The organism is Bradyrhizobium acaciae (assembly GCF_020889785.1).
GTDB classification, from domain to species: domain Bacteria; phylum Pseudomonadota; class Alphaproteobacteria; order Rhizobiales; family Xanthobacteraceae; genus Bradyrhizobium; species Bradyrhizobium acaciae.
In genome coordinates this window covers 1-26,231 of sequence record NZ_JACMYK010000002.1, presented here as the reverse complement: position 1 = coordinate 26,231, position 26,231 = coordinate 1, and the positions used below count along the sequence as shown (strand labels likewise).

23 protein-coding genes and 1 pseudogene are annotated in these 26,231 nt (G+C 64.4%); 12 read left to right on the top strand and 12 right to left on the bottom strand.

Annotated elements, in window-relative coordinates:
* Positions 1–138: 138 nt before the first annotated feature.
* Genes H8A92_RS01290 through H8A92_RS01270 form a run of 5 tightly spaced genes read left to right on the top strand, consistent with a single transcriptional unit; the run spans position 139 to position 7,855 of the window.
* On the top strand, positions 139–2,040 hold the full coding sequence (locus H8A92_RS01290) for an extracellular solute-binding protein (protein WP_229194076.1): 1,902 nt from the start codon (positions 139–141) through the stop codon (positions 2,038–2,040).
* A 17-nt stretch (positions 2,041–2,057) separates the two neighbouring features.
* Positions 2,058–3,929 (top strand): extracellular solute-binding protein, encoded by a 1,872-nt coding sequence (locus H8A92_RS01285; protein ID WP_229194075.1) that lies wholly within the window; start codon positions 2,058–2,060, stop codon positions 3,927–3,929.
* A 3-nt stretch (positions 3,930–3,932) separates the two neighbouring features.
* Positions 3,933–5,042, top strand: a complete 1,110-nt coding sequence (locus H8A92_RS01280; RefSeq protein ID WP_229194074.1) for a microcin C ABC transporter permease YejB — start codon at positions 3,933–3,935, stop codon at positions 5,040–5,042.
* The gene (locus H8A92_RS01275) at positions 5,042–6,226 is read left to right on the top strand and encodes an ABC transporter permease (RefSeq protein ID WP_229194073.1); all 1,185 of its coding nucleotides are present in this window, start codon (positions 5,042–5,044) and stop codon (positions 6,224–6,226) included. The genes H8A92_RS01280 and H8A92_RS01275 overlap by 1 nt, the downstream gene beginning before the upstream one ends.
* A gap of 3 nt (positions 6,227–6,229) precedes the next feature.
* Entirely contained in the window at positions 6,230–7,855 is a 1,626-nt protein-coding gene (locus H8A92_RS01270) for an ABC transporter ATP-binding protein (RefSeq protein WP_229194072.1), read from the top strand.
* 169 nt (positions 7,856–8,024) lie between these two features.
* On the opposite strand, the gene H8A92_RS01265 is transcribed toward H8A92_RS01270, so the two are convergent.
* Positions 8,025–8,867, bottom strand: coding sequence for a C40 family peptidase (locus H8A92_RS01265; RefSeq protein WP_229194071.1), 843 nt, complete (start codon positions 8,865–8,867; stop codon positions 8,025–8,027).
* Positions 8,860–10,239 carry a leucyl aminopeptidase family protein gene (locus tag H8A92_RS01260; protein WP_229194070.1) on the bottom strand — a complete coding sequence of 460 codons (1,380 nt, stop codon included), beginning with the start codon at positions 10,237–10,239 and terminating at the stop codon, positions 8,860–8,862. The genes H8A92_RS01265 and H8A92_RS01260 overlap by 8 nt, the downstream gene beginning before the upstream one ends.
* A 206-nt stretch (positions 10,240–10,445) precedes the next feature.
* Here H8A92_RS01260 and H8A92_RS01255 point away from each other — a divergent pair, with 206 nt between their 5' ends.
* A complete protein-coding gene (locus tag H8A92_RS01255; RefSeq protein WP_229194069.1) occupies positions 10,446–11,243 on the top strand; it encodes a tetratricopeptide repeat protein in 798 nt (265 codons plus the stop codon).
* 215 nt (positions 11,244–11,458) lie between these two features.
* Here H8A92_RS01255 and H8A92_RS01250 read toward each other — a convergent pair whose 3' ends face one another.
* The 9 genes and pseudogenes from H8A92_RS01250 to H8A92_RS01210 all read right to left on the bottom strand — a co-directional run bounded on the left by H8A92_RS01250 (position 11,459) and on the right by H8A92_RS01210 (position 20,210).
* Entirely contained in the window at positions 11,459–12,433 is a 975-nt protein-coding gene (locus tag H8A92_RS01250; RefSeq protein WP_229194068.1) for a type II secretion system F family protein, read from the bottom strand.
* Positions 12,434–12,442: 9 nt separating this feature from the next.
* Complete coding sequence (locus H8A92_RS01245; protein WP_229194067.1) at positions 12,443–13,420, bottom strand: type II secretion system F family protein; 978 nt, start codon at positions 13,418–13,420, stop codon at positions 12,443–12,445.
* A gap of 11 nt (positions 13,421–13,431) precedes the next feature.
* Positions 13,432–14,895, bottom strand: a complete 1,464-nt coding sequence (locus H8A92_RS01240) for a TadA family conjugal transfer-associated ATPase (RefSeq protein WP_163153714.1) — start codon at positions 14,893–14,895, stop codon at positions 13,432–13,434.
* A gap of 24 nt (positions 14,896–14,919) precedes the next feature.
* Complete coding sequence (locus tag H8A92_RS01235) at positions 14,920–16,188, bottom strand: CpaE/TadZ family protein (protein ID WP_229194066.1); 1,269 nt, start codon at positions 16,186–16,188, stop codon at positions 14,920–14,922.
* Positions 16,185–16,937, bottom strand: a complete 753-nt coding sequence (locus H8A92_RS01230; protein ID WP_229194065.1) for a CpaD family pilus assembly protein — start codon at positions 16,935–16,937, stop codon at positions 16,185–16,187. The genes H8A92_RS01235 and H8A92_RS01230 overlap by 4 nt, the downstream gene beginning before the upstream one ends.
* An 8-nt stretch (positions 16,938–16,945) precedes the next feature.
* Positions 16,946–18,388 (bottom strand): type II and III secretion system protein family protein, encoded by a 1,443-nt coding sequence (locus H8A92_RS01225; protein ID WP_229194064.1) that lies wholly within the window; start codon positions 18,386–18,388, stop codon positions 16,946–16,948.
* Positions 18,389–18,431: 43 nt separating this feature from the next.
* Positions 18,432–19,222: pseudogene (cpaB, locus tag H8A92_RS01220) on the bottom strand (Flp pilus assembly protein CpaB).
* Between the two features lie 127 nt (positions 19,223–19,349).
* Entirely contained in the window at positions 19,350–19,874 is a 525-nt protein-coding gene (locus H8A92_RS01215) for an A24 family peptidase (RefSeq protein WP_229194063.1), read from the bottom strand.
* A gap of 171 nt (positions 19,875–20,045) precedes the next feature.
* Positions 20,046–20,210, bottom strand: a complete 165-nt coding sequence (locus H8A92_RS01210; RefSeq protein WP_163153724.1) for a Flp family type IVb pilin — start codon at positions 20,208–20,210, stop codon at positions 20,046–20,048.
* Between the two features lie 269 nt (positions 20,211–20,479).
* On the opposite strand from H8A92_RS01210, the gene H8A92_RS01205 reads away from it, so the two are divergent.
* On the top strand, positions 20,480–21,310 hold the full coding sequence (locus H8A92_RS01205) for a sterol desaturase family protein (protein ID WP_163153726.1): 831 nt from the start codon (positions 20,480–20,482) through the stop codon (positions 21,308–21,310).
* Between the two features lie 24 nt (positions 21,311–21,334).
* Complete coding sequence (locus tag H8A92_RS01200) at positions 21,335–22,780, top strand: hypothetical protein (RefSeq protein ID WP_229194062.1); 1,446 nt, start codon at positions 21,335–21,337, stop codon at positions 22,778–22,780.
* Positions 22,781–22,871: 91 nt separating this feature from the next.
* Here H8A92_RS01200 and H8A92_RS01195 read toward each other — a convergent pair whose 3' ends face one another.
* The gene (locus H8A92_RS01195) at positions 22,872–23,843 is read right to left on the bottom strand and encodes a phosphatase PAP2 family protein (RefSeq protein WP_229194061.1); all 972 of its coding nucleotides are present in this window, start codon (positions 23,841–23,843) and stop codon (positions 22,872–22,874) included.
* Between H8A92_RS01195 and H8A92_RS01190 the strand changes: the two genes are divergently transcribed.
* From H8A92_RS01190 to H8A92_RS01175, 4 genes are all read left to right on the top strand, one after another.
* Positions 23,842–24,225 carry a hypothetical protein gene (locus tag H8A92_RS01190; protein ID WP_229194060.1) on the top strand — a complete coding sequence of 128 codons (384 nt, stop codon included), beginning with the start codon at positions 23,842–23,844 and terminating at the stop codon, positions 24,223–24,225. The two genes, H8A92_RS01195 and H8A92_RS01190, sit on opposite strands and share 2 nt — an antisense overlap.
* Positions 24,226–24,351: 126 nt before the next feature.
* Positions 24,352–24,858 carry a pilus assembly protein N-terminal domain-containing protein gene (locus tag H8A92_RS01185; RefSeq protein ID WP_420831276.1) on the top strand — a complete coding sequence of 169 codons (507 nt, stop codon included), beginning with the start codon at positions 24,352–24,354 and terminating at the stop codon, positions 24,856–24,858.
* Between the two features lie 171 nt (positions 24,859–25,029).
* Positions 25,030–25,581, top strand: a complete 552-nt coding sequence (locus tag H8A92_RS01180) for a TadE/TadG family type IV pilus assembly protein (protein WP_229194059.1) — start codon at positions 25,030–25,032, stop codon at positions 25,579–25,581.
* Positions 25,578–26,219, top strand: coding sequence for a TadE/TadG family type IV pilus assembly protein (locus tag H8A92_RS01175; protein WP_420831275.1), 642 nt, complete (start codon positions 25,578–25,580; stop codon positions 26,217–26,219). Before H8A92_RS01180 ends, H8A92_RS01175 begins: the two co-directional genes overlap by 4 nt.
* Positions 26,220–26,231 lie beyond the last annotated feature (12 nt).

Genomic DNA, 26,231 nt, shown 5'->3' with positions numbered 1-26,231 from the left:
CGGGGTTGTTATCGGGACGTTTCGCCGCAGCGATATGGTTCCGGGGGCAATATCATGAGGAAAAAGCAACGTAATTTGTCGAACCGTTGCCTTATATTGGGTCCCATGTAACCGGGGCCGCAAGCAGGAAGACCGAATTTGGCAATCACCCGACGACACCTCCTTCAGGGCACCGCGCTGGCGGCAATCGCTCCGGCGCTCGGTTTCGGCCCCGGCATTGGTGCGGTCACACCCGCGCTCGCGGATGACGCTGCGAATGCACCAAAATGGCGGCACGCCTTGTCGCTCTTCGGCAATGTCAAATACCCGGCCGACTTCAAGCGGTTTGACTATGTCAATCCGGATGCGCCCAAGGGCGGCGCCGTCCGCCAGATTGCGATTGGCACCTTCGATAATTTCAACGTCGTGGTTTCGGGCGTGAAAGGCGCGATCGCGGGAGCGGTCGCGCTGGTCTACGAGCCCTTGATGACGCAGTCGCTCGACGAAGTGTCGACCCAGTACGGGGCGCTGGCGGAGTCCGCAAGCTATCCCGACGATTTCTCCTACGTCATCTACCGTCTTCGTCCACAAGCCAAATGGCATGACGGTGCACCCGTTACTCCGGACGATGTGATCTTCTCGCTCGAGGCGTTCAAGAAGCATCATCCGATGTTCTCCGCGTATTACAGTCATGTGGTCCAGGCGGAGAAGGTGGGCGATCGCGAGGTGAAGTTCGTGTTCGACATGCCGGGCAACCGAGAACTTCCGCAGATCGTGGGTGAACTGACGATCCTGCCCAAGCACTGGTGGGAAGGCACCGATAGCGAAGGCCGCAAGCGCGACGTGTCCGCGACGACGCTCGAGAAGCCGCTTGGGTCGGGAGCCTATCGCATCAAGGAGTTCGTTGCAGGGCGGACTGTCACTCTGGAGCGCGTCAAGGATTATTGGGCGCGCGACCTCGCGATCAATGTGGGGCGCAACAACTTCGACGAACTGCGCTACGAGTACTTCAGGGATCCGACGGTTGCGATCGAGGCATTCAAGGGCGATCAGATCGATTGGCGTCTGGAGAACAGCGCGAAGGCATGGGCGACTGCCTATAATTTTCCGGCCGTCACCGACAAGCGCGTGGTGCTGGAAGAGTTTCCGAACCGCAGTTCGGGCATCATGCAGGCCTTTGTCCCGAATCAGCGTCGGGCCAAATTCAGCGATCCGCGTGTTCGCCGCGCTCTGAACTACGCGTTCGACTTCGAGGAGGTCAACAAGCTGCTGTTCTTCGGCCAATACAAGCGCATCACCAGCTACTTTGATGGCGCCGAGGAGTTGATGGCGACCGGGCTGCCGCAAGGCAAGGAACTTGCCATCCTTGAATCCATCCGTGACCAGGTGCCGGCCGAAGTATTCACAACTGCCTATACGAACCCGGTGGGCGGCAATCCCGAGGCTGTGCGTGAAAACCTCCGCGAAGCAGCGCGCCTGCTCAAGGAGGCCGGATATGAAGTGCGAGATCGCAAGCTCGTGGATTCCAAGAGCGGAGAGCCGTTCTCGATCGAGTTGCTGAGTGAGGATCCGAATTTCGAACGGATCATGCTGGCCTACAAGCCGCCACTCGAGCGGCTCGGATTTTCGATCTCCGTGCGCACGATTGATCCGATCCAATATGAGAATCGGCTTCGCAATTGGGATTTCGACATCGTCATCGGGTCCTGGGGAGAATCCCTGTCACCCGGGAACGAGCAGCGTGAATACTGGGGATCGAAGGCGGCGGATACAGCCGGATCGCGCAATATTGCCGGCATCAAGAGCCCGGTGATCGACAAATTGATCGAGCGGGTGATTTTTGCGACGGATCGCGAAGATCTGGTCGCGGCGACGAAGGCGCTCGACCGCGTATTATTGTGGAACCATTACGTCGTTCCGCAGTGGAATTATCCGAAGCTCCGTACGGCGCGCTGGGATCGCTTCGGCCGTCCGGCAGAATTGCCCAAATACGGCCTTTCGGGGTTCCCGGCGATTTGGTGGTACGACGCCGACAAGGCGGCCAAGCTCAAGCGTTCATAAGATCGAAGGATTCGCGCATGGCGCTATTCTCCCGTCGGCACGCACTCGGTCTCGGCATCGGTGCGTTGAGTGCTGCCGGCTTGCGTGTCGCACCGGCGGCGGCCGACAACGGAACCGAGATGCACGGCATGTCGGTCTTCGGCGACCTGAAATATCCCGCGGATTTCCAGCAGTTCGACTATGTCAATGTGAAGGCCCCGAAGGGCGGGGCGTTCTCGGTCATCCCATGGGTGCGCGCCAATAACCAGTCCTACTACACGTTCAACTCGCTGAACGCCTATGTGCTGAAGGGCGAGGGCGCGCAGGGCATGGACATGACTTTCGCGACGCTGATGTCGCGTGCCAACGACGAGCCCGACGCGATGTACGGCTTCGCGGCGAAGTCGGTGCGGATCTCGCCGGACAAGCTGACCTACCGCTTTACCATGCGCCCCGAGGCGCGCTTCCATGACGGCTCGAAGCTGACCGCGCAGGACGCCGCCTTCTCGCTCGCCACGCTGAAAGAAAAAGGCCACCCGCTGATTCAGGTGCAGCTCCGCGACTTCGTCAAGGCCGAGGCGCCCGATGATGCGACCCTGGTCGTGACCTTTGCGCCCGATCGCGCGCGCGACGTGCCGCTGTTTGTCGCGAGCCTGCCGATCTTCTCCAGGGCCTATTACGCGACGCGGTCGTTCGAGGAATCGACCCTCGATGCGCCGCTCGGCTCGGGGCCGTACAAGGTCGGCCGGTTCGAGGTCAACCGCTACGTCGAATACGACCGTGTCAAGGACTGGTGGGGCGCCGATCTTCCGGTCAATCGCGGCAGCTATAATTTCGACACCGTGCGCTACGAATTCTACCGTGATCGCGACGTGGCGTTCGAGGGCTTCACCTCGAAGAGTTATCTGTTCCGCGAGGAGTTCACCGCCAGGGTCTGGGCGACCCGCTACGATTTTCCCGCGGTGAAGGACGGTCGCGTCAAGCGCGAGACGCTGCCTGACGATACCCCATCGGGTGCGCAGGGATGGTTCATCAACACCCGCCGCGACAAGTTCAAGGACCCGCGGGTCCGCGAGGCGCTGATCAACGCCTTCGATTTCGAGTGGACCAACAAGACCATCATGTACGACGCCTATGCGCGCACGGTGTCGCCGTTCCAGAACTCGGACATGGTCGCGGAAGGGCCGCCGTCCCCCGAGGAACTTGCCCTGCTCGAACCGTTCCGCGGCCAGGTGCCCGATGATGTGTTCGGCCTGCCCTACATGCCGCCCATGTCCGACGGTTCGGGACAGGACCGCACGCTGCTGCGCAAGGCCGCGCAACTGCTCAACGACGCCGGCTGCGTCATCAAGGATGGCAAGCGGGTGCTGCCGAACGGCGAACCCTTCACGATCGAGTTCCTCAACGACGAGCCGTCGCTGCAGCCGCATCATGGGCCCTACATCAAGAATCTCGGGACATTGGGCATCGATGCGACGTTCCGTCTCGTCGACGCCGTGCAGCGTCGCGCCCGGGTGGAAGACTTCGATTTCGACATGACGATGGAGCGCTTCAGCTCGTCGGCAACGCCGGGCGACAGCATGCGGCCGTTCTTCTCCTCGCAGGCGGCAAAGACCAAGGGCTCCTACAATCTTGCAGGTGTCGCCAATCCCGCGATCGATGCGCTGATCGAGAAGATCATTGCCGCTGACAACCGTCATGAGCTGACGGTCGCCTGCCGTGCCTTCGACCGCGTGTTCCGCGCCGGCCGCTACTGGGTGCCGCAATGGTACCGCAACACGCATCCGATCGCGTATTGGGATCAGTTCGGTCATACCGCGAAGCTCGCGAAGTATACGCAGGGCGTCGGCGCGCCGGAGAACTGGTGGTTCGATGCGGCCAAGGCCGCAAAGCTCGAGCAGGCGAAGTAGCCGATGAGCGCCTATATCGCCCGACGTATCTTCCTGATGCTGCCGACGCTGCTCGGCATCCTGTTCGTGTCCTTCGTGGTCGTGCAGTTTGCACCCGGCGGGCCGGTCGAGCGCGTCATCGCGCAGATCAACGGCGCCGATACCGGCGGCACCTCGCGCGTGTCGGGCGGCGGCGGCGATTTCGGCGCACAGCGCGGCCAGGGCGCGGGGGCGGCCGGCGCCGTCAACTCGAAATACCGCGGCGCGCAGGGGCTCGACCCCGATTTCATCAAGAAGCTCGAGGTGCAGTTCGGTTTCGACAAGCCGGCGCCGGAGCGGTTCGCGCTGATGGTGTGGAATTTCGCGCGGTTCGACTTCGGCAACAGCTATTTCCGCAGCGTCAGCGTGCTGCAGCTGATCAAGGAAAAACTGCCGGTCTCGATGTCGCTCGGCATCTGGATGACGCTGCTGACCTATCTGATCTCGATCCCGCTCGGCATCCGCAAGGCGGTGAAGGACGGGTCGCGGTTCGATACCTGGACCTCGGCCGTGATCATCATCGGCTTCGCGATCCCGGGCTTCCTGTTCGCGATCCTGTTGATCGTGCTGTTCGCCGGCGGCTCGTTCCTCAACATCTTCCCGCTCCGCGGCCTGACCTCGGACGGCTGGTCGCAATTCCCCTGGTACTGGAAGATAACAGACTATTTCTGGCATCTGACGCTGCCGCTGGTGTCGATGGCGCTCGGCGCCTTCGCCACCATGACGCTGCTGACCAAGAACTCGTTCCTCGACGAGATCCGCAAGCAATATGTGATGACCGCGCGCGCCAAGGGCTGCAGCGAGCGCCAGGTGCTGTACGGCCACGTCTTCCGCAACGCCATGCTGATCGTGATCGCGGGCTTCCCGGGCGCGTTCATCCACGCGTTCTTCTCGGGCTCGCTGCTGATCGAGACCATCTTCTCGCTCGACGGGCTTGGCTTGCTCGGCTTCGAGAGCGTCCTGAACCGCGACTATCCGGTGGTGTTCGGAACGCTGTTCATCTTCTCGCTGGTCGGACTGGTGGTCAATCTGATCTCCGATCTCGCCTATATGTGGATCGATCCCAGGATCGACTTTGAGGCGCGGGAGGTCTGATGACGCTGCTCGCGCCCCAACCGGTCGAAAGTTCGACGCAATCGCCGCTCGGCGAGGCCGTGCCCGCCACGCGCCACGGCTTTTCGCCGTCGCCACTGAACAAGCGGCGCTGGCAGAACTTCAAGGCGAACCGTCGCGGCTACTGGTCGTTCTGGATCTTCCTCGCCTTGTTCGTAGCGTCGCTGTTCGCCAATTTCATCGCCAACGACAAGCCGCTGGTCGTCAAATATGACGGCAAGCTCTACTGGCCGGTGGTGTTCACCTACGCTGAGACGACCTTCGGCGGCGACTTCGAAACTGCGGCCGACTATCGCGATCCCTATCTGCAGAAGCAGATCGCCGCCAAGGGCGGCAGCATGATCTGGCCGCCGATCCGCTACTCCTACGACAGCCGCAACCTCGACCCGCCGACGGCGGTGCCCTCGAAGCCGACCTGGCTCCTGACCGAAAAGCAGTGTGCGGATGTGGTGAAGCGGAAGGGGCTGAGCGGCTGCCGCGACCTTGAGTACAATTGGCTCGGCACCGACGATCAGGGCCGTGACGTCGTGGCGCGGCTGATCTACGGCTTCCGCATCTCGGTCTTGTTCGGCCTGACGCTGACCATCCTATCCTCGATCATCGGCATCGCCGCCGGCGGCGTGCAGGGCTATTTCGGCGGCTGGATCGATCTCGGCTTCCAGCGATTCATCGAGATCTGGACCGCGATCCCCTCGCTCTATCTGCTGCTGATCATCTCGGCGGTGCTGCCGCCGGGCTTCTTCATCCTGCTCGGGATCTTGCTGCTGTTCTCGTGGGTCTCGCTGGTCGGCCTGGTTCGCGCCGAATTCCTGCGCGGCCGCAACTTCGAATACATCCAGGCGGCACGCGCGCTCGGCGTCTCCAACGGCAAGATCATGTTCCGCCATCTGCTGCCGAACGCGATGGTCGCGACCATGACGTTCCTGCCCTTCATCGTCTCGTCCTCGGTGATGACGTTGACGGCGCTGGATTTCCTCGGCTTCGGCCTGCCGCCCGGTTCGCCCTCGCTCGGCGAATTGCTGTCGCAGGGCAAGGCCAATGTGCAGGCGCCGTGGCTCGGCCTCACTGGCTTCTTCTCGGTCGCGATCATGCTGTCGCTCCTGATCTTCATCGGCGAAGCCGCGCGCGACGCCTTCGATCCGCGCAAGACGTTCTCGAAGGGCTGACCGATGGACGCGACCAACCAGCCCCTGCTCGAGGTCAGCGACCTCTCGGTCGCCTTCGGTCGCTCGCTTGCGGTCGATCGCGTTTCCTTCTCGATCAAGCGCGGCGAATGCACGGCGCTGGTCGGCGAGTCTGGCTCGGGAAAATCGGTCAGCGCGCTGTCGGTGTTGAGGCTGCTGCCCTATCCGGCGGCGTCGCATCCCTCCGGGGCGATCCGTTTCAAGGGTCGCGATCTCCTGGGATCGTCGGAAAGCGAGATGCGCGGGATTCGTGGCAACGACATCTCGATCATCTTCCAGGAGCCGATGACCTCGCTCAATCCGCTCCATACCATCGAATCCCAGATCGGCGAGATCCTGTCGCTGCACAGCGAGATCAGCGGTGCGGCGGCGCGCGCGCGGACGCTGGAGTTGCTCGGTCAGGTCGGCATCCCCGAGCCGGAGACGCGGCTCAAGAGCTATCCGCATCAACTGTCCGGCGGCCAGCGCCAGCGCGTGATGATCGCAATGGCGCTCGCCAACGAGCCCGATCTGTTGATCGCGGACGAGCCGACCACGGCGCTGGATGTCACCGTGCAGGCGCAGATCCTGGCGCTGCTGGCTGAGATCCGCGCCCGGCTCGGCATGAGCCTGCTGTTCATCACCCACGATCTCGGCATCGTCCGCCGTATCGCCGACACGGTGTGCGTGATGAACAACGGCAAGATCGTCGAGCAGGGCCCGGTCGAACAGGTCTTCACCGCGCCGAAGCACGCCTACACAAAGGCGCTGCTTGCGGCCGAGCCGAAGCCCGATCCGGCGCCGCCGCAGCCGGGCGCGCCGGTGGTGATGTCGGCGGACAATCTCAAGGTCTGGTTTCCGATCAAGCGCGGGCTGATGCGCTCGACCGTCGGCCACATCAAGGCGGTCGATGGCGTCAGCCTCGCGGTGCGCAAGGGCGAGACACTCGGCGTCGTCGGCGAATCCGGCTCCGGCAAGACCACGCTCGGGCTCGCGCTGCTCCGGCTGATTTCGTCCGATGGCCCGATCGTGTTCCTCGGCAAGGACATCCAGGGCCTGCGCTTCAAGCAGATGCTGCCGTTCCGCCGCGACATGCAGATCGTATTCCAGGACCCGTTCGGCTCGCTCAGCCCGCGCATGTCGGTCGCCGACATCATCGCCGAGGGGCTCGAGGTGCACCAGAAGCAGCTGTCGCGCGAGGAGCGCGAGGCGCGGGTGATCAAGGCATTGAAGGATGTCGGGCTCGACCCCGACTGGCGCTTCCGCTATCCGCACGAATTCTCCGGCGGCCAACGCCAGCGCATCTCGATCGCGCGCGCGGTCGTGCTGGAGCCGAACTTCGTGGTGCTGGACGAGCCGACCAGTGCGCTTGACATGCTGCTGCAGGCCCAGATGGTCGACCTGCTGCGCGATCTGCAGCGCAAGCGCGATCTCACCTACATGTTCATCTCCCACGACCTGCGCGTGGTGGCCTCGCTCGCGAGCCATCTGATCGTGATGAAATCCGGCAAGATCGAGGAGGAAGGGCCGGCCTCCGAGCTGTTCAAGAACCCGAAGAGCGACTACACCCGCGCGCTGTTCGCGGCGGCGTTCCGCATCGAAGCGGCCGGCGACGGGACCGTGGCGACATAGTCATCGCGCGAGCTCTCACTCCACGTCGTCCCCGTGCAAAGGCTTCGCCTTTGTCGCTGGAGGTGCGAGCGGAGCGAGCCTCGAAGGATGCGTGGCCCAAGTGGGGCCGTCGATCCTTCGAGACGCGCTTCGCGCTCCTCAGGATGACGGGGACACGCCGTCGCGCCAATCAAAGCCGCTTGATCGCCAGCACTTCGCTGCCGGCGGCTTTGATCCTCGCGATCGCGGCCTGCGTGTTCTCCACGGCCGTTGCCATGTGATGCGCGTTGGCATGCACGATCGTCGTCGCATCGCGCACGATGGCGACATGGGCCTTCCAGAAGATCAGGTCGCCGCGCGTGAGATGCTTCGATTCCGCTGCCGTCAATTCGCGGCCGAGCCCGTCCTGCTGCATGTCGCTGTCGCGCGGGCAGCCGGTGCCGGCGGCCGTCAGTGCGATCTGCACCAGGCCGGAGCAATCGATGCCGAGGCTCGACTTGCCGCCCCAGAGATAGGGCGTGCCGACGAATTGCTCGGCGATCCCGACGAAATCCTGCGCCATCGTGTCGAGCGAAGCGAGATGCTGGCGCGGCAGATGCCAGCCTTCGCGGGTCACCGCGAAGGGGCCGTCCTCGCGGGTGATTGCGAGCTTGGTTCCCATCGCCAGCGCCTCGACCGGCGGCAGCTTGATGGACGGTCCCGGGAACGCCAGCGTGCGCAGCGCCGTCACCTTGTGCGTCGGCGCCGCGCCGGGCGCCGTCAGCGCGGCCTCGGCAATCCAGCCGACATAGCCGTCATCGGCGAGCTGGCCCCAGGCCCAGCCCTCACCGTTGCGGTCATAGACCGTGACGCGTTCGCCCCTCAGCGCCTGCGTCATCTGTTCGGCATCGGCCGCCGGTGCCCGCCGCAGCGGCGCAATGGACTCACCGACCTCGAAGGTCTCGCCTTCAACGAAGCGCGCCGCCTTGACCTTGCCCTCGAGATATTTCGCGGCAAGGTCGGCGCGGGCCGGCGTCAGTCGGACGTCATGCATAGCGCTGGCTCAACAATTTGTAGATCGCGCGCGCCGCCTGGCACTCGCCGCCTTCGGGGCGGCCGGGCTTTGCCGACGGCGTCCAGCCATAGATGTCGACATGCAGCCAGCTCCGCGCGTGCTCGACGAAGCGTTGCAGGAACAGCGCGCAGGTGATCGAGCCCGCGAAACCGCCCGACGGTGCGTTGGTGATGTCGGCGGTCTTGGAATCGAGCCAGGCATCGTAGGCCGGCCACAGCGGCATCCGCCACAACGGGTCGTTTTCGCTCCTTGCAGACGCAGCAACGTCGCCAGCGAGCGCTTCGTCATCGGTGTAGAACGGCGGCAGATCCGGGCCCAACGCCACGCGCGCCGCGCCGGTCAGCGTGCCCAGATCGACCAGCAGATCGGGCGTCTCCTCGTCGGCCAGCGCCAGTGCGTCGGCGAGCACCAGCCGGCCCTCGGCGTCGGTGTTGCCGATCTCGACGGTGATACCCTTGCGCGACTTGAAGATGTCCAGCGGACGGAACGCATTGCCGGCCACCGCGTTCTCGACCGCCGGGATCAGCGCGCGCAGCCGCACCTTCAGCTTCGCGTCCATCACCATCTGCGCCAGCGCCAGCACATTGGCGGCGCCACCCATGTCCTTCTTCATGATCAGCATGCCGCTTGACGGCTTGAGGTCGAGCCCGCCGGTGTCGAAGCAGACGCCCTTGCCGACCAGCGTCACCTTCGGATGGGCGGGATCGCCCCAGCTCAGATCGATCAGCCGCGGCGCGCGTGTCGATGCCATGCCGACGGCGTGGATCAGCGGGAAGTTCTGCGCGAGCTCGTCGCCCTCGATGCAATTGAAAGCGGCGCCGAACCGCGTTGCGAGCTCGCGCGCGACTTCCGCGAGCTCGGCCGGGCCCATGTCGTTGGAGGGTGTGTTGATGAGGTCGCGCGCCAGCGCCGCCGCATCCGCGATTCGCGTGATCTCGGCGGCGTCGACGCCGTCGGGCGGCACCAGACGGACCTCGGGGGCCTTGTTCTTGCGATAGCGGCCGAAGCGATAGCAGCCCAGCGCGAACGCGAGCGCAGCGAGCCTCGTGTCATGCGGGGCATTGGCAAAGCGATAGACGCCCGGCGGCAACAGGCCGGGCAGGGCGCCGGGCCGGAACGGATCGCGCGCCTTGTGGTCTGCATCCTCGAGGCCGAACAGCACCTGCGCGATGCCGCCGTGGGCCGCCGGCAAAGCGAGGGTCTTGCCGGGCTTGGCCTCGAAGCCGTTGGCCTCCGCGAACTGGCGCGCCGGTGCCGGCAGTTCGCTGCGGATCGCATCCCATGTCGCTCTGGTGACAAAGGTGATCGGTGTGACGGCGGTCGTCGGTGCGGTCTCGAACACGGATGGCATGCGGCTCTCGGCTGTTCTGGCGTCGTCGGTGGCTACTACACGGCTTTCGCCGTGGATGGTAGCGCGCCCGCGGTTGACGCGACGTGCAGGATTGGAACCGGCGAACTGGTTGCCGGCATCGCCAGTTAACCAGACGTTAGGGTTAACAGTCTATTGCTGGCACGCTCGGCTGAAGCCATTCGCTCGATATCGTGAGTCACAGTGCCATGCGTCGACAGTCCAATTTGACCCGGCATCTCGCTTCCGCAGCCCTTGTGGCCGTCCTTGCCGCAGGGCTCGGCGGTTGCCAGACCATGTCCGACGTGACGGGATCGATCGCATCCCGCCCGGACCCCACGCCCGACGATCCGCGCCGCGCCGCCGAGGTCTATGGCGAGCGCTATCGCAAGAATCCCAAGGATGTCGAGGCCGCGATCGCCTACGGCCAGGCCCTGCGCATGACCGGACAGCGCTCGCAGGCCTGCGCCATGCTGGAGCAGGCCACGATTACCAATCCCGGCAACAAGGCGCTGCTCGCCGCCTATGGCCGCGCGCTGGCCGACAATGGCAACTCGCAGGCCGCATTCGACGTGCTGAGCCGCGCGCACAGCCCGGACAACCCGGACTGGCGGATCTTGTCGGTGCAGGGAACCACGCTCGACAAGTTGAACCGGCACGACGAAGCGCGACGCTATTACGCCAGCGCGTTGCGACTGGCGCCGGACGAGCCGTCGGTGCTGTCCAATCTCGGCCTGTCCTACATGCTGACCAAGGAATTGCCGAAGGCGGAAGAGACGCTGCGCCAGGCCTATGCCAGCGCCCGCGCCGACACCCGGATCCGGCAGAACCTAGCGCTCGTCGTCGGCCTGCAGGGCCGCTTCGCGGAGGCCGAAACGATCGTCAAGGCCGACCTGCCGGCGGATGAGGCGGCGGCCAACGTCGCCTATCTCCGCGACATGCTGAATCGCAAGGACGGCCCGCGGACCGCATCGCGCGCCGCACCGGTCGTCGCCAAGGACGACTAAAGCATGATCCGGAAAAGTGCGAAGCGGTTTTCCGAAAAGGTCATGCTTACGCAAGGAGCCAAAGCGCGATGACGCTTCAACCCGATCTCATCGCGCTTTAGCGCTCCCCGCTGTCTCTGACGGCGAAGCTCTCAGCCTCACGAAGCATCGACCTCACGCACCCACAAACAAACGCCCGGCATTGCCGGGCGTTGTCGTATGCGTGGCGGCGTAACTCAATGCATCGTGGCGATCTTGATGTAGGACGGCCCGAGGATCACGATGAACAGGCAAGGCAGGAAGAACACGATCATCGGCACGGTCAGCTTGGGCGGCAGCGCCGCTGCCTTCTTCTCGGCCTCGTTCATGCGCATGTCGCGATTTTCCTGCGCCATCACGCGCAGGCTCTGGCCGAGCGGCGTGCCGTAGCGTTCGGATTGCTGCAAGGCCATGCACACCGATTTCACGCCTTCGAGCCCGGTGCGGCGCGCCAGGTTCTCGTAGGCGGACTTGCGGTCCTGCAGGTAGGACAGTTCCGCGGTCGTCAGTGCGAACTCCTCCGACAGCGCGATCGACTGTCCGGCGATCTCGTTGGCCACCTTGCGGAACGCGACCTCGACCGACATGCCCGACTCGATGCAGATCAGCAGCAGGTCGAGCGAATCAGGAAAGGCACGCTTGATCTGGAGCTGGCGCTTGGAGATCGCATTCTTCAGGAACAACATCGGCGCCTGAAGGCCGGCATAGGCCGCGCCGACGCAAATGCCGATCTTGAGCGTGAGCGACCAGTTCGCGCCGGCGATGAAGAACGTGTAGATGATGGCGCCGAGCAGCAGCACGATCGGCGTCACCGCGCGAGCGAACAGGAAGGTGACGTAGGGCGCGTGGCCGCGATAGCCCGCCATCACGAGCTTCTCGATCGCCGATTCCTGGGCCAGCCATTTCGTGAGGTTGAGATCGTCCACCACCCTGGAGACGACCTGCTTCGGCGTCTGCCGCAGCGCGACCTTCTCCGTCTTGGTGAGGCGTTCGCGTTCGCGCTGCCGGAGGCGTTCGCGCTCGCTGGCGACGGCCTTCATGCGCTTGTTGAGATCGCCGCCGGCGAGCAGCGGCATCACCAGCGTGTAGACCGTGGCGCTTGCCGCGAAGAAGGCAAGCAGCATCGTCATGAACCTGACGTCGTGGAGCTTGGCGACCAGAATATCAATCATGCTGCACCGTCAGAAATCGAAGTTGATCATCTTCTTCATCACCAGAACGCCGCAGGTCATCCAGAGGGCGCAGGCAACCAGCATGAGCTGGCCCATCGAGTTGGTCCACAGCAGGGCGATGTAGTCCGGCGTCGTGAGGAACACGAGGATCATCACGATCGGCGGCAGCGAGCCGATGATGGCGGCGGAGGCCTTCGCCTCCATCGACATCGCCTGGATCTTCTCGGCCATCTTCTTGCGGTCGCGCAGCACGCGCGACAGGTTGCCGAGTGCTTCCGACAGGTTGCCGCCGGACTTCTGCTGGATCGCGATCACGATGCCGAAGAAGTTCGCCTCCGGCAGCGGCATGCGCTCATAGAGCCGGGAACAGGCCTCGCCGAGCGGCATGCCGATCGCCTGGGTCTCGATGATCGCGAGGAACTCGCTGCGCAGGGGCTCCGGCGCGTCGTTGACGACCGCCTTGAGCGATTCGAACAGCGGCAGGCCGGCCTTGATGCCGCGTACGATGACGTCGACCGCGTCGGGCAGCGCCTTCAGGAAGGCCTTTTCCCGCCGCTTCTTCAGGAAACCGAGCAGCCAACGCGGCGCGCCGAGGCCCATGGCGAAGGCGATGCCGGCCGCGCCGAGCAGTCCGCCGCCGGCCAGGAAGGCCGCGGCGAATCCGAACAGGCCGAGTGCGCCGGAGATCATCCAGAATTTCTGCTCCGACCACTCCAGTCCGGCCTGCGAGATGCGCATGCCGAGCGGGACTTTCTTGTCCTTCCGCCGCCGCGCCTCGAGCTCCTTCAACGATCCTTCGACCTGCTCGCGGCGGGAGCGTTGCGTGCGGTCGGCGGTTCGCGTCGTCGTGGGTTCGCTGCGCGCCACCGATGCGCGGCGGGACTCGGCCTTCTTCTCCCCCGAGAGGTACGGGTACAGGAAGACCCAGGCGATGCCGCCCACGGTCGTGGCGGCGAGGAAGGCCAGGGCAAGGGTTTGCGTCTGCATCCTGCGTTCCCCTAGGCCGGCGCCGGCGAGTCGGAGGCGTCCAGCGCCGCCGCCAGCCGCTTCTCTTCATTGTAGTAGCGGGCACGCTCCCAGAAGCGCGGCCGGCCGATGCCGGTCGAGCGGTGCTTGCCGATGATCTTGCCGTTGGCGTCTTCGCCGACCACGTCGTAGAGGAAGATGTCCTGGGTGATGATGGTGTCGCCTTCCATGCCCATCACCTCGGTGATGTGCGTGATGCGGCGCGAGCCGTCGCGCAGGCGCGCGGCCTGCACGATGATGTCGACCGAGGCGCAGATCATCTCGCGAATCGTGCGTGAAGGGAGCGAGAAGCCGCCCATGGTGATCATGGATTCGCAGCGCGACAGCGCCTCGCGCGGGTTGTTGGCGTGCAGCGTGCCCATCGAGCCGTCGTGGCCGGTGTTCATCGCCTGCAACAGGTCGAACGCTTCGGGTCCGCGGACTTCGCCGACGATGATCCGCTCAGGGCGCATACGCAGGCAGTTGCGGACCAGTTCGCGCATCGTGACCTGGCCCTCGCCTTCGATGTTCGGCGGCCGGGTTTCCAGCCGCACCACATGCGGCTGCTGCAGCTGAAGTTCGGCGGCGTCTTCGCAGGTGATGACGCGCTCGTCGTGCTCGATATAGTTGGTCAGGCAGTTCAGCAGGGTGGTCTTGCCCGAACCAGTGCCGCCCGAGATGATCACATTGCAGCGGACCCGGCCGATGATCTGCAGGATGGTCGCCCCTTCCGGCGTGATCGCGCCGAACTTGACGAGCTGCTCCAGCGTCAGCTTGTCCTTCTTGAATTTGCGGATGGTGAGCGCGGGCCCGTCGATCGCCAGCGGCGGTACGATGGCGTTGACGCGCGAGCCGTCGGCGAGGCGGGCGTCGCAGATCGGCGAGGATTCGTCGACGCGCCGGCCGACCTGGCTGACGATGCGCTGGCAGATGTTGAGCAGCTGCTGGTTGTCGCGAAAGCGGATGCCGGTGCGCTGGATCTTGCCGGCGACTTCGATGAACACCGTGCCGGCGCCGTTGACCATGATGTCGGCGATGTCGTCGCGCGACAGCAGGGGCTCCAGCGGGCCGTAGCCGAGCACGTCGTTGCAGATGTCGTCGAGCAGCTCTTCCTGCTCGGCGATCGACATCACGATGTTCTTGATCGCGATGATCTCGTTGACGATGTCGCGGATTTCCTCGCGCGCCGACTCGCTGTCCAGCTTGGCAAGCTGGGCAAGGTCGATCGCCTCGATCAGGGCGCCGAAGATCGTCGCCTTGACCTGGTAGTAGTTGTCCGAGCGGCGGGCTTCGACGGTAGGCGGCGGCGGTGGTTTTGCGGGTGCGAGCGGCGGCGACGAGATCGTCGGTGCGACGGGCTCGCGCGTCATCGCCGACGGGCCGGCAGGCTCCGGCGTCTGAAAAGCGGGCTTGGGTGCCCGCACGTCCCCATCGCTTCCGCTACGCTTACCAAACACGACGTCTTGACTCCACGCGGGCCACTATTTGGACCGCAGCTTTTCGAGCAGGGGCGACAGGAAGGACCCCCTCGGCTTCTTGGTTTCGCCGCGGCCTGTCAGCCGCTGCGCCATCTGCAGGAACATCTCGACCGCGCGATGGTTGGCGGAGATTTCCGCGATCATCTGGCCGTTGTTGGCGGCCGAACCGAAGATCTGCGGATCGAACGGAATCGCGGCGATCGGCTGGCTTTCGATCGCCTTGGCGAATTCGGCCGCCGCGATCTCCGGGCGTTTCGGCACGCCGACCTGGTTCAGGCAGTACAACGGCGCGCGGTCGTTCGGCCGCGACGCCTTGAGGAGATCGAACATGTTCTTGGCGTTGCGCAGATTGGCGAGGTCGGGCGCAGCCACGATCAGGATGTCGTCGGCCGCGATCAAGGCGCGCTTGGTCCAGCCCGACCATTGATGCGGCACATCGAGCACGATGCAGGGCATCGTGGTGCGCAACGTATCGAAGATCGCATCGAACGCTTCGGCGCCGAAATCGTAGACCTTGTCGAGCGTGGCCGGCGCCGCCAGCAGGCTCAGATGGTCGGTGCATTTCGACAGCAGGCGGTCGACGAAGGCGGTATCGACGCGGTCCGGCGAGAACACGGCGTCTGCAATGCCTTGCGCCGGATCCTGGTTGTAGTTGAGGCCGGCGGTGCCGAATGCGAGGTCGAGATCGGCAACCACGGAATCCAGCGCCAGATCGCGGGCGATCGCCCAGGCGACATTGTGGGCGATCGTCGAGGCGCCGACGCCGCCCTTTGCGCCGACGACGGCGACGATGCGGCCGACCGCCTTGGCTTCGGGCGCCGAAAACAGGTTGCAGACCGCGCGCACCACGTCGATCGCAGTTGCCGGCGCAATCACGTAGTCGCTGACGCCGCGGCGTACCAGCTCGCGATACAGCGTGACGTCGTTGATCCGGCCGATCACGACCACGCGGGTGCCGGCATCGCACACGGTGGCAAGTTGATCGAGGCCGGCCAGGATGTCGCCGCGGCCCTCGGTCTCGAGGATGATGACGTTAGGCGTCGGCGCCGAGCGATAGGCCTCGATGGCGGCCGCCATGCCGCCCATCTGGATCTTGAGGTGCGCCTTGGCCAAGCGGCGATCCTCGCCGGCCGACTGCACGGCGGCGGCGGTCTCGACGGTTTCGCAGAACGCCTGGACCGAGACCCGCGGCGCCGGAGCAATATGGTCGTCCACGGCCTGCGGCGGGGCGTCCGTCTGCTCTTCGGAGTTTTGCTGCGCGTAGGTGATCATTTTCCTGTGTCGCTTAGCTTGGCCCTGTCGGCCTCGGGATAGGCCGTGGCGGTGGTGGTGCCCTTGCGATACTTGTCGAAGGCGATGTTACGACGCGACGTGTAGGCAGGGGTCTCCGCGCGCGGCTGCACGAGGTCGGTCGGGTCTTCAACCATGGATGCAAGGTTGCGCTGATTGGCGCAGCCGAAATTGTAGTACTGCTTGTTCTGGATGTAGGACCCGTTGTGCATCGACGGGCCGAGATCTTCCGGCCAGAGGCCGCATGGCCCGGCCACCGCCTTCATCTTTGGATAGTTGACGCGGATCGCGGCCATCTGGCGTGGATCCTCGGGATGATATTTGCGAACCAGGATGCCGCGCGGCGGCACGCCGGCGGCGGCGAAAGTGGCCTGGATCTCGCGCAACGATTCCTGGGCGGGCCGGGCGTTCGGCGTGTCGGCGGGAACGTCGATGGTGACGGCGCCGGTCCCCTCGCGCATCCAGTCCTGCGCCATCCCCATCACCTCGGCGCGCTGCTCCGCAGTCAGGCCGCCGCGGCTGCGGCCGACGAAGACCACGATCGAGCGATCCGCCTCGGTGACCGAGATCGGGTGGCGCTGGCGATAGTCGGCCGGCGAGTCAACCATCGCGAAACTGTTGTCGGCGGCGTGCTGGCAGGCGCCCAGCGTCATGGCGAGGCCGACGAGCGCTCCGGCGAAACCGATGCTGCGCTTGTGGTCGGCGGATGTTCTGGATGTGGTCTGTGTCATCGTCCGCCTCAGTCGGTAATAAAGCCGTAGGTGCCGCGGTAATTCCGCGCCGGCTCGGTGCGGCCAGGTACACCGTAGACGCGATTGATGCTGCCCAGCAGGTCGGCCTGCGGATCGGACGCATTGGCGAAGCCGTCATCCGGACGCGACAGGTCCTTCTGCGCCACTGCGCGAACGACATAGGGCGTCACCAGCACCATCATCTCGGTCTGGTTGTTGACGAAGTCGCGGCTGCGGAACAGCGTGCCGAGCACCGGCAGTGACGCCAGTCCGGGAAGGCCATTGATCGCCTGCTTGGTCTGGTCCTGGATCAGGCCGGCCATCGCCATCGAGCCGCCCGAGGGAATTTCCAGCGTGGTCTCGGCGCGGCGGGTCTTGATCGAAGGGATCGTCGTTCCGTTCTGGCCGCCCGTCAGCGAGTTCTCGGTCGAGACTTCCGACACTTCCGTCATCACGCGCAGGCTGATCCGTCCCTCGGTCAGCACCACCGGCGTGAAGTTGAGCGAAATGCCGAATTTCTTGAAGCTGACCGTCTGGACGCAATTCCCGATCGCGCCTCCTGTCGTGGTCTGACAGGTCACGCCGGTCGGAATTGGAAACTCGCCGCCGGAGATGAAAGTCGCCGATTCGCCTGATATCGCGGTCAGGTTCGGCTCGGCGAGCGTCCGCACGACACCGGCGCTCTCCATGGCGCGGATCGTCGCCGAGACCGACGGCGCCGCGCCGAACGAGGTGGTGATGGCGTTGGTGGGCACCAGCGGCGCGCTGTTCGCCGTGAACGGGTTGCTGTTGGCGAACTTCACGACGGCCGTGCCGTAATTGAGGTTTGCCGTGAGGTCGATGCCGAGCTGCTTGATCAGGCTGCGCGAGACTTCGGCGACCGTGACTTTCAGCATCACCTGATCGCGGCCGCGAACCGTGATCGAGTTCACGACCTTTTCGGCGCTGCCGACCAGCCGCGCGGCGATCTCGCCGGCCTGCTGCGCCTCGATCGGGCTCGCCGCGCTCCCGGTCAGCATGACGCCGTCGGCGACGCCCTCGATCTGGATATCGGCATTCGGCAGCGACGCACGCAGCGCGGCACGCACGCCGTTGAGATCACGCTTGACCGCAATGTCATAGGCCGCAATCTGCTGTCCGGCAGCGTCGAAGAACACGATGTTGGTCTGGCCGACCGTCGCGCCGATGATGTAGGCGCGTTGGGCCGAACGGACCACGGCGTTGGCGATCTTGGGATCGGCGACCAGCACGTCCTTGATGTCCCTCGGCAGATCGATCACGATCGATTTGCCGACGCCGAGTGCAAGGAAACGGGCGTTCATCTGGCCTTCGGCCGAGGCAGGGGCGGGCGCGGCGCGGTAGTCGCTCGCCACCACCGGCGTCAGCGCCGGGTTGAGCGTGAGCGCCGCGACGGCCGAGAACGACAATGCGCGGACTATGAAGGCCCGCATTGTCCGTTGAGTTGCCCCGCCCTTCATCACGTGTGTCCTCATGTCACTTCTGCATCGTTGCCTGATTGGCAACGCCAAAGCGGATGACGTTGATCGTCTCACCGCGCTTACGGGTGTCGTCGGTCCTGGTCTCGGGCGCGTTGTTGTCGGCGATGCTGCGCAGCGCCAGCGACAGGACGCCGCTCTGGCGCGCGCGCGCCAGCGTCTCGGTCTGTTCGGGCTTCAGCTCCAGCGTCACCGTCTTGCCGATCAACGCGTTGGTGCCGTCCTTCTCCTTGGGCGCCTGGTCGATCGCCAGCACACGAACATTGGTCAGGATGACTTCGGAGTTGACGATGTCGGCGCCGTTGCGGTCCGGATTCTTGTCCCGCTTCGACAACAGGACGTCGACCCGGTCATTCGGCAGGATGAAGCCGCCGGCGCCGGTCTCGGGTGAGATTTCGGTCGATACCGCCCGCATGCCGGTCGGCAGGATCGCAGCCATGAAGCCGCTGCCGTCGGCCCTGACGAGCTTCTGCTCGCGAATCGGCTCGCCCTGGATGAACGGGGCGCGCGCGATCGAGCCGGTGACGTCCTTGATGGCGTCGGCGCGGCTGTCCTTGCGCATGAAGCTGGCGCTGGCGGTTGCCGCCGGCCAGGTCTGCCACTGCACGTCCTCGGGCTTCACGCCTGGCCGAGGCCGATGTCGGAGCGCGCGACCAGGATGTCGACTGTGGGGAGCTGTGCGACCGGCGGAGGTGGTGCCGGCTTGTCGTCGCTTCCGCTTGCCAAATAGAGCGCCGCAATGCCGGCGCAGCCTGCGATAGCCAGGACCAGAATGCGGGCCTTATCCATTACGCTTCACTTTCCACATGACGCCGCGACGCTGCCGCCGCCGTGATGGGAGTTGACCAGCTATTCGTCAAAGCATGGTTAATGAGGCGTATCTAAATCGCCTTAACGAGCGGTTACTGCCGCTTTCTCAGCGCAAGGCGAAGTGCGCGAGATCGATCGTCTTGATCCAGTCCGTCTCGGGATAGATCAGGAGGGCGCCGAGGGCGAGTGCGATGCCGTACGGAATCCCGGTCTGCTTGTCGTGCAGGCGGCTGAGCCAGGCCTGGGACGCGAGCGGATAGGGCAGTGGCCACTGCCGGAGCTGCAACAGCAGCACGGTCAGAGCACCGCCGAACAGCGACGCAAAGACCAGATAGGGGAGCAGATGCTCGAAGCCGAACCAAAGGCTGGCCGCGGCTGCGACCTTGGCGTCCCCGCCGCCGACCCAGCCCATCGCAAACATGCCGAACGCCACGACCAGAACCAGCGCGCCCGCGCCGGCATGGGTCAGGATCTCGTGGGCCCCCATCCCGGTCAGCGGCGCCAGGACGAAGAAGCCGGCCACCAGCGCCAGTGAGATCCGGTTCGGGATCGTCATGGTCAACAGGTCGCTCGCCGCCGCAAAGGCCATCAGGGCCGGAAACAGCATCAAGCGTGCGATGTCGAGGATCATGGATTCATGCCGTCAAGCTGGAGCTGCGGTCGAGACCCGACGCTAGCGGCCAATGGTGAACAATCGGGTAAGGGCCTGCGCATCTTGCAATGGAGCCGCCAATCGCCCCCCGACAAATAGCAAAGGTCCCGGGGTTGCCGGGACCTTTGATGCGAATTCGCCGGAACCGGCTTACTTCAGAGAGCTCGAGATCGTGCTGAAGGTGCCCGAGAGCTTGGTGCCGACGCCGTTGACTGCAGCGATGATCGCGATCGCAATGCCGGTCGCAATCAGACCGTATTCGATGGCGGTCGCGCCCGATTCGTCCTTCACGAAGCGCGAAACGAGGTTCTTCATAAATAGCTCCTGTGTACACGTGGCTGGTCGAACTAGATTTGGTCTCGCCGGCGTTCTCAGCACCGTGACCATTGCGGCACCCTACGGTTGGACGATTTCGGTGCAGTTAATTTGATCGCATAAACTCTGGGGGAACCCGCTGTTGTTGCGCACAGTAAATTTGGCATTAAGCGGCTCGCTGAAATTGCAGGGATGCGGCATCGGCACCTGTTCACGGCTCCTTAAGCGCACATCTATACCCATGGGGCTTCCGTTACATGAGGCGGCCAATGTCCACCCTTCCGATCGAAGTCATCGAGATGCTCGGCCAGACGATGATGCGGGTGGTGCCGATCACGATCGCGCTCGGTCTGTTCTTTACGGTGCTGACCCATTACTGGGCCTGCAATCCCGGCAAGCCGTGGTGGCAGAAGCGCGAGCTGGTCACGGACATTTGCTACTGGTTCTTCGTGCCGGTGTTCGCCCGCGTGCTGCGCATCGGTCTGCTGGTGGTCGGCGCGGCCGCGGTCTTCAACGTGCACGGCGCCGACGAGCTGATCGCATTCTATGAGAACGGGCACGGTCCGTTGGCGCAGCTGCCGCTCTGGCTGCAGTCGATCGTCTTCCTGGTCGCTTCCGACTTCATGCTGTACTGGCTGCACCGGATGTTTCACGGCGGCGGCTTCTGGAAGTATCACGCCATTCATCACTCCTCCGAGGATCTCGAATGGATCTCGGCGGCGCGCTTCCATCCCGTCAATCTCCTGATCGGCACGATCACGGTCGACGTGATCCTGCTGATGGCCGGCATCTCGCCGAACATCATGCTGTGGGTCGGCCCTTTCACCACATTCCACTCGGCATTCGTGCACGCCAACCTGAACTGGACGCTCGGCCCGTTCAAATACGTGATCGCCACGCCGGTGTTTCACCGCTGGCATCACACCGCGCTGGAAGAAGGCGGTGACACCAATTTCGCCGGCACGTTTCCGCTCTGGGATATTCTGTTCGGAACGTTCCGGATGCCCGAAGGCAAGCTTCCGGACGATTACGGCGTCGATGCCGAGCAGGGCGTGCCGGCCGAAATCGGCGGACAGCTGGCCTATCCGTTCCGGCATTGACGTCATCAACCGGTCCGTGTCCGCATGAGTGCTGAGACCGCAGCCATCCCGCAGGCCAGGACCTCCGTATTCGCCGAGGTCCCGGCCTGGTTCTGGATGGCGTGCGGCGTCTACGCGCTGCTGCTGATCGTCGGCGACCGGCTGCTCGCCGACTCCGACACCTACTGGCAGATTGCGGTCGGGCGATGGATCCTCGACCACCACGCGCTGCCGTCGGTCGACATCTATTCTTTCACCAAGGCGGGCGAGCCATGGGTGTCGTCGTCCTGGCTGGCGCAGGTGCTGTTCGCGAAGGCCTATGACCTTGCCGGGTGGACCGGGCCGGCGGCACTGGCCGCGGCCTACGGCGCCGCCACCTTTGCGCTGCTTACCGCGATCCTCAGCCGCGCCTTGCCGGCGATTTATGCGAGCCTGATCGCGCTCGCCGCGCTGGTGCTGACATGCGGGCATCTGCTCGCCCGTCCGCACGTGCTGGTGCTGCCGATCATGCTGGTCTGGGCCAACGGCCTGATGGTTGCCAGCGAACGCCGCGAGGCGCCCTCATTCTGGCTGCTGCCGCTGATCGCGCTGTGGGCCAATCTGCATGGCGGCTTTCTGTTCGGGCTGGTGCTGGCCGGGGCCTTCGCACTCGATGCGATGTGGAATGCCGCGCCGGCGCAAAGGTTGGCGCTGGCGCTGCGCTGGGCGGCGTTCGGCATCGGCGCGCTGGCCGCCTGCTGCGTCACGCCCTATGGCTGGGGTTCGATCCTGGCCTCGCTGAAGATTCTGAGCCTCGGTGAGCTGCTGCAGCTCATCGCAGAGTGGATGCCGGCGAATTTCAGCCAGGTCGATGGGTTCGAGCTGTCGATTCTCGGCCTGATCGGCGCAGCGCTCTATTGCGGGGTGAAGCTGCCGCTGCCGCGGATCGCCCTGGTGCTGGGCTTGCTGCACATGGCGCTGTCCCATGTCCGTAATCTCGAGCTGTTCGCCGTGTTGCTGCCACTGGCTGCGATGACCCCGGTGGCAACCCAGTTCGGCTTGCGCGCCGCGCGCACCGTCCGGTTGAATGCCGTGCCGGCGGCAATGCTGATCGCCGCGCTGTGCGTGTCGACCTCGATCGTTGCGGCGCGCCAGACCATCTCCCCGCCGCCGATCCATTCGCCGGCTGCTGCCGTCGACGCGCTGAAGGCGTACAACGCGCGGCGCGTGCTCCACGATCTGCAGTTCGGCGGCTACCTGATCTGGCGTCAGGTGCCGGTGTTCGTCGACGGCCGTGCCGAGCTCTACGGCGAAAAGTTCGAGATGGACTACTACCGCGCGCTCCAGCTCAAGGACGTCGACGGCTTCCTCGATCTGCTCAAGACCCATGACATCGATGCGGTGATGCTCGATCCGACCACGCCGGCTTCCAGGTTTCTGGATCACATCGGAGGATGGCGGCGCCTCTACGCCGATGAACGCGTCGTGATTCACGTTCGCGCCGCACGTTGAAGCCGCTGCAGGCAGGCAACGCGGGTCGGCACGGCGAGCGTCAGGTTCGGCAGGGGCCGGCGGCCGCAGGCGAGGCGCTTTGAATGACGGCCTAGGTCCGGCTGACGGACAGCCGGGCAGAGAGGCGAACCACGAGGATGGCGGCAATGGTCAGCCCGCCGCCGGCCAGGACGTCAGCGAGATGATGGCCGCCCACGGGCATCGTCGCGACGATCATCGTTGCATTCACGACGAACACGGGAACGAACAGCCAGCGCGTGTCGCGCGCAGCATAAGTCGTCATGACGCCGAGCATCGTGTGAAACGAGGGAAAGCTGACAATGCCGTCGACGATCGACAAGTTGATGACCGAGAGCGACCCGTCGTGCAACATCGAGAAGGTTCGCCCGAAGGTCCACATCGGGCCATGCGCCGCGAAGTGCTCGTAGCTGCTCGGCGCGGGGCCGAAATAGGCGAAGGCGCCCGCGGCCAGGATCAACCACATGCCGATGCACAGCGCGACTGCGCTCAGGCTGAGCACGGCGATGAATTCCGCGACCCTGTCGCCGCGCCGTTGCAGGATGAGCCACACCAGAACCACCTGGGACAGCAGGCCGGTGCTTTGATAGGCCGTCGTCAGCAGCGTTGCGACCAGCGAATTCGAGTTCGTCATGGCCAGGAAGGTCGGCCAGTCGAAGCCCAGCAGATGATCGAAGCCTGCCAGAACGTCGTCCCTCAGCGGCAGCTTGGCTGCCGCGATCAGATAGCTGAGGGTGCTGCCCGCGGTCAGCAGCGCGCTGATCGGCAGGAACGCGCGCCAGAACAGTTCGGTCATGAACAGGCACTGCCGCAACCAGACGGCCGGGCGTCGTTGGTCGCCGCCGAGCCGATTGGAGGCAATGGCGATGAATGCGGCCGCAGTGCCCGAATATGCGACGCATTGCAGGATCGAGATCCAGTTGGATGATGTGAACGAAAGCCCGGAGTTCGGCAGCCAGATCGCGTCGGCGAGGGTGCAAGCGAAAATGCAGGACCAGACGATCGCCATGTGACGCTGCGCAGCGTCGCCAAAGTCGCTGAACATGAACCAGCGCGCCGCAGCGTCACGAATCCGGATCGGGTCGACAACCAAGCCGCGAGCGCCGGAATCGACAGCGCGTTTTTCGATTCTTGATATCGACGACACCTGCCGCCCCGCGGTTGTGGTGGGCAGAAACTGCTCGGAGTCTCTTAAGATTGCTATAATCGCGAAGCGTGCGGTTCGATGGCGTCACTGCCGCTGCGATCGGCCGTCACGCTGGGGCGACGCGACGCTCGACGGTGAGCGCGCCGCAACCGCCGAACGCGAGCCGCAGGACTTCGAGCCTCCTGCCGAACCGCAGGGCTACGGCATCGACGACCAGGCATTCCCGCACGAGATTGCCGGACAAGCGGCCTATTCCGGGCAATTCCCCGGGAAGTCGTGACATCCGTGCAATTCAGCGCTCGATTTTTGCTCTTCTTAAATGAATTGCCGTCAGATTTGCCTGCGTCGGGCGCCGGTCCGCTGCGTATCTGCTTTTTGCCGGCCTGTTAACGTCCCGGGGTAGAGTATGTCGTTTCAGTCCCAGCGTATTCGCGCCGTCACGCGCATTGGATTCATCTCGTTGGCCGCAGCCATGCTGCTGGGGCCCGCGCTCGCAACGGCAGCGCCGGATCCGGATCGGATCGCGGTCAATGTCGATCAGGCCAAGCTCGTCAAGCTGCCCGGCGGCATTGCCACGATCGTTGTCGGCAATCCGCTGATCGCCGACGTCACCCTGCAGAATGGCGGGGTCGTTGTCGTGACCGGCAAGGGCTACGGTGCCACCAACTTCATCGCGCTCGACCGCACCGGCCAGGTGCTGGTGGATCGCCAGATTCAGGTCGAGGGTCCGACCGATCAGCTCGTCACTGTCTATCGCGGCGTCGATCGCGAGACCTACAGCTGCATGCCGGTCTGTCAACGCCGCATCACGCTCGGCGACGGCGAGACCTATTTCAAGTCGACCATGGACCAGGCCGGTTCCCTCAACAGCCAGGCCTCAGGCTCGAGCGCGGCCGGGAAGCAGCAGAACTGATGCGTGTCCGCTCCGGCGCCTCACCCGCCGGGGTCGCCGCCGATCGCGAGGGGCCTACCCGATATCGTTAAGAAAGACCTAACGGATCGGGTCGCTCTGTCTCGATCCGGCGAAATACTTCGACAATGAGTCTTGGGTAGTTGTTGCCGCCATGTTGATCCGGGGACATTGATGCCGCTGCCCGCTCGTTCCTTCGCACGCCTCCTCCGCAGATTTTGTCGAAACCGGCGCGGCGTGACCGCGGTCGAATTCGCGATGGTCGCGCCGCTGTTTTTCGGATTGCTTTTTGCGATTATCGAAGTGGCAATGATCTTCTTTGCGAGCCAGGTGCTCGAGACGGTGACGCAGGATTCGTCCCGCTTCATCATGACCGGCCAGGCCCAGGGCGCAAATTATACCCAGCAGCAGTTCAAGGATTTTGTCTGCGCGCGAGTCAGCGCGTTGTTCGATTGCACCAACGGCGTATACGTCGACGTGCGCAGCTACCCGTCTGCGACAGGCTTTAGCAGCGTCAACATTACGCCCATCACCGACCCCACGCAGGTGAAATGGTGTCCCGGCAAGGACGGCGACGTCGTCGTGGTCCGGCTGTTTTATCAGTGGCCGCTGTTTGTCACCAAGGTCTTCAGCACCGCCACCCTCGCCAACGGCAAGCGGCTCCTCATTGCGACCGCGACGTTCAAGAACGAGCCCGCCGGAACCGCCGGGACCACATGCTCATGAGCAAAGCCATTAAAATCCAGCCCGTGGCGTTGCTGCGCTCCGCCGCGGCTCTCGCGCATGATCGCCGGGGCGTGGCCGCCGTCGAGTTTGCATTCATCCTGCCGCTGATGCTGGTGATGTTCTTCGGCATCGTCGAGTTCTCATCCGGCGTCGCGGTCGACCGCAAGGTCACGCTGATGGCGCGCGCCGCGTCGGACCTGACATCGCAGGCGACGCAGGTGGTCGACAGCGATCTTCAGAACTTCTTCAGTGCCAGCGTCGGCATCATGACGCCGTATGATGCGTCACCGACCAAAGTCACGTTGTCGGAAATCTACGTCGATAACTCGAACATCGCGCACATCCAGTGGAGCAAGGCGGGGGTGATCTCCTCGGGGGCCACGCAGGCGACGTTGACGGCCTCGACCCGCAATCAGGGTGACATTGTCACCAGTGTCGTTCCGTCGGCGCTGCTGGTTGCGGGCAGCTATCTGATCTTCAGTGAAGTCAGCTACAAATACGTTCCGACGGTCGGCTATGTGATGGCCAAGGCCGGCATCAATCTCAGCGACGTCGCCTTCACGCGGCCGCGGCAGTCGGTGTGCGTGTTTTATGCCCCGACGATCGCCACCATGCCGACGACCTGCTCGACGTACTAGAGCGTGATGAGA